Origin of the sequence: Catenulispora rubra, assembly GCF_015356825.1 — a bacterium.
Lineage (GTDB): Bacteria > Actinomycetota > Actinomycetes > Streptomycetales > Catenulisporaceae > Catenulispora > Catenulispora rubra.
Window position 1 is genome coordinate 33,126 of record NZ_JAACYW010000017.1, and the last position, 3,863, is coordinate 36,988.

Genomic DNA, 3,863 nt, shown 5'->3' on the forward strand with positions numbered 1-3,863 from the left:
CGTCATGACATCCGGTACCACCTCCACCCGGTCGCCGTGGTTCCTGCGGCCGCCGGCCCCGTCCGGCCCCGCCGCCCGGATCTTCTGCTTCCCTCGGTCCGGGACCGGCGCCTCGGCCTTCAGCGCGTGGCCAGCTGCGATCGGCGAGGCGGAGGTCTGCCCGATCCAGTTCCCCGGCCGCGAGAACCGGCTGGCCGAACCCCACTACGGCACGTACGAAGAGCTCGCCGACCGCCTGGTCGAACCGCTGACGCCGCTGCTGGACCGCCCGTTCGCGTTCTTCGGCCACTGCGCCGGCGCGATGCCGGCCTTCGAGACCGTGCTCCGGCTCGCCGAACGCTCGCTGCCGCTGCCGAGCTGCCTGATCGTGTCCGGCCAGCCGGCGCCGCGGCACGCCGGCAGCGACCGGATGCTGGCCATGAGCGAGGCCGAGCTGCGCGCGGAGCTGGAGGCGGTGGTCCGCGGCCGGGGAATCGAGCCGCGGCCCGACATGATCGATCTGGGCATGCTCACACTGCGGGGCGACGTCGCCGCGGCGCGCGCCTACCGGCGGGACGAGCCCGTCGCAGTGGGCTGCCCCATCGTGGTCCTGCAGTGGCGGGACGACCCCGACGTGAGCACGGACCACATCCAGGAGTGGCGGCGCTACGCGGACTCGGTCGAGATCCGCGTCGTCGACGGCGGGCGCCAGGACTTCGCGACGCCGCCGGAAGAACTGAGCAAGGCGCTGGTCGGATGGATATGAGCGGCGCGCGCACTGATGTCGCCGTGGTCGGGATGGCGTGTCGGTTCCCCGGCGTGGCCGGCCTGGAGGAGTTCTGGCGACTGCTCATCGACGGCAGGTCGACCGTCGGGAGCTTTCCCGAGCAGCGGGGCGACTTCCCGCAGAACGCCGCCGATCCTGACGCTGCGACGCTGAGTTCGGGGTCGTACTTCGACACTATCGACGGATTCGACGCGCAGTTCTTCGGAACCGGTCCGGCCGAGGCGGCAGCCATGGATCCGGTGCAGCGGCTCGGGCTGGAGCTGGCCTGGGAGGCCGTCGAGGACGCCCGGGTTCCGGCGTCCGCGCTCGCCGGCCGGGAGATCGACGTGGTGGTCGGTACCGCATCCTCCGGATACGAGCAGCTGCGCGCGTCCTCCGGCAGCGACCGGGACGACCACTACGCCGCGCTCGGATCCAGCGGTGCCCTGGTCGCCAACCGGATCTCGAACCTGTTCGACGTCCGCGGCATGAGTTTCTGCGCCGACTCCGGCCAGTCCTCCTCCCTGGTGTCGTTGGCGCTGGCGTGCGACCGGATCCGTGGCGGCGCGGTCGACATCGCGATCGCCGGCGGCGTGCAGCTGATCGTCGATCCGGCATCCGGTGCCGGGCTGGCGAATCTGGGCGTCCTGTCGCCCGACGGCCGCTGCCACACCTTCGACGCGCGGGCCAACGGCTTCGTCCGGGGCGAGGGCGGGGCGTTCGTCGTGCTCAAGCGGCTCGACCTGGCTGTTGCGGACGGCGACCACGTCTACGCGGTGGTCCGCGGCTGGGACGTCGGCGGGAGCGGTGCCGCCACGCGGATGCCGGACCCCAGCCCGAACGCGCAGGCCGCGACCGTCCTGGCCGCCCTGGAGCGCGCCGGCGTCCCCTTCGACGGCATCGATTACGTCGAGGCGCACGGCACCGGCACCCGGCGCGGCGATCCGGCGGAGATCGCCGGGCTGCGCGAAGTGTTCCGGCAGACCGGCCGCGACTACGTGGTGGCGATCGGCTCGGTGAAGACGAACGTCGGGCACCTGGAGGCGGCCGCCGGGATCGCCGGGTTCGTCAAGACGGCACTGTGCCTGGACCGGGCGCACCTGGTGCCGAGCCTGAACTTCGAGTCCCCGAACCCTGACATCCCCGGCCTGCTGGCGGACTTCGAGGTCGTCGTCCGCGCGCGGCCCTGGCCCGGTGGGCCGGACCGGCCGCGGCGGGCCGGGGTGTCGTCGTTCGGGATGGGCGGCACGAACGCGCACGCGATCCTCGAACAGGCGCCGGAGCCGCGGCGCGCGCCGGAAGCCGACACCGGGGCTGACACCGGGGCCGAGGCTGCTGGCGTCCCCGGGATGCTGCCGTGGGTGCTGTCGGCGCGCTCGGCGCCGGCGTTGCGGGAGCAGGCGGAGCGGCTGCAGGAGCTCGTGGCTGCCGACGCGTCGCTGTCGCCGGCCGACGTCGGGTACTCGCTGACGGCGACGCGGTCGGAGTTCGAGCACCGGGCGGTGGTGCTCGGCACGGATCGGGCCGAGCTGCTGGCCGGTCTCGACGCGGTGGCCGCGGACCGGAACGCGGCGCGGTTGGTGCGCGGCGTGGCTGCGGCGCCGGTGGGTCCCGTCGTCTTCGTATTCCCCGGCCAGGGATCGCAGTGGCCTGGCATGGCACGGCGGCTGTACGCGGAGTCGGAGGTCTTCGCGTCCTCGATCGACGAGTGCGCGCGGGCGCTGGCGCCGTGGGTGGATTGGTCCCTGGTCGACGTGGTGACCGGGGTGGAGTCGACGGCGTCGCTGGAAGGCCGCGACGACGTGATCCAGCCGGCGCTGTTCGCGATGATGGTCTCCCTGGCGCGAGTGTGGCAGTCGCTCGGGGTGGTCCCTCAGGCTGTGGTGGGGCACTCGCAGGGCGAGATCGCCGCGGCGTGTGTGGCCGGAGCGCTGTCCGTCGAGGACGCGGCGCGGGTCGTCGCCGTCCGCAGCAAGGCTCTGACCGAGCTGGCGGGCCTGGGCGGACTGCACGCGGTGGCCGCGTCCCGGGCCTGGGCCGAGGAGCGGTTGCGGCGGTGGCCGGGCCGGCTTTCCCTGGCCGCTGTCAACGGGCCGAGTTCAGTGCTGGTCTCCGGCGAGATCGAGGCGTTGGAGGAGTTCGCGGCCGGGGCCGAAGGCGAGGGCGTCCGGGTGCGGCGGGTCCGCGTGGACTACGCGGCCCATTCCCACCAGGTCGAACGCATCCGGCAGCGGCTGCTGGCGGACACCGCGGGTCTGGATCCGCGGCCGCCGACGGTCGAGTTCCACTCCACGGTGACCGGCGGACCGCTCGGCGCGCGCCAGCTCGACGGCTCCTATTGGTACGACAACCTGCGCTCGACGGTGCGGTTCGGCGAGGTGGCCGAGAACCTGATGCGAGCCGGCGCGGTGTTCGTCGAAGTCAGTCCGCATCCGGTGCTCGCGGTGGCGATGGCCGAGACGGCCGACGCATTGCAGGCCTCGCCGGTGCTGGCCGACACCTTGCACAAGGACGACGGGAGCGCCGGCCGGATCCTGGCCTCGCTCGCCGAGCTGCATGTGCGGGGCGTGCCGGTGGACTGGGACGCGGTGTTCGCGGCTCATCGGCCGCGTCGGGTCGCACTGCCGACATACGCGTTCCAACGCCAGAAGTTCTGGCTGACCGCACCCGAGGAAACCGGCGATTCCAGTGCCAGTACCGGCGGTTTCGCGGCAGCAGACCTGATCTCTGAGTCGGCTGTCCTGCAGCTCGTGTGCGCCGAGGCCGCGGCGGTCTTGAACGAGAAGGACTCGGGGGTGACCGGCGGCGATCTGGCGGCTGGATCGACCCGGACGTTCAAGGACTTGGGCTTCGACTCCTCGATGGCGGTGCGGCTGCGCAACCGGCTGATCGCGGCCGGCGGAGTGCGGCTTCCGGCGACGGTGGCGTTCCTGTATCCCACGCCGCAGGCGCTCGGGCGCCACCTGTTCTCGGTCCTGGCGCCGCAGGAGTCTCCTGCCGCTGCGGAGAACCCCGTCGGGGTGCCTCCGGCCAGCCGCAGTGACGACGAGATCTTCGAATTGATCGACCGCGGATACGTCTAGCAGCCAGCAGCACCTATTTCGTTGGGGAGGTTCCG

At 72.6% G+C, this 3,863-nt stretch carries 2 protein-coding genes; both read left to right on the forward strand.

The genetic code is table 11. The features are described 5' to 3' along the window. Positions 1–4: 4 nt before the first annotated feature. The gene (locus GWK61_RS07650; RefSeq protein WP_194906497.1) at positions 5–745 is read left to right on the forward strand and encodes a thioesterase II family protein; all 741 of its coding nucleotides are present in this window, start codon (positions 5–7) and stop codon (positions 743–745) included. Further along, complete coding sequence (locus GWK61_RS07655; RefSeq protein ID WP_228561902.1) at positions 736–3,828, forward strand: type I polyketide synthase; 3,093 nt, start codon at positions 736–738, stop codon at positions 3,826–3,828. The genes GWK61_RS07650 and GWK61_RS07655 overlap by 10 nt, the downstream gene beginning before the upstream one ends. Positions 3,829–3,863 lie beyond the last annotated feature (35 nt).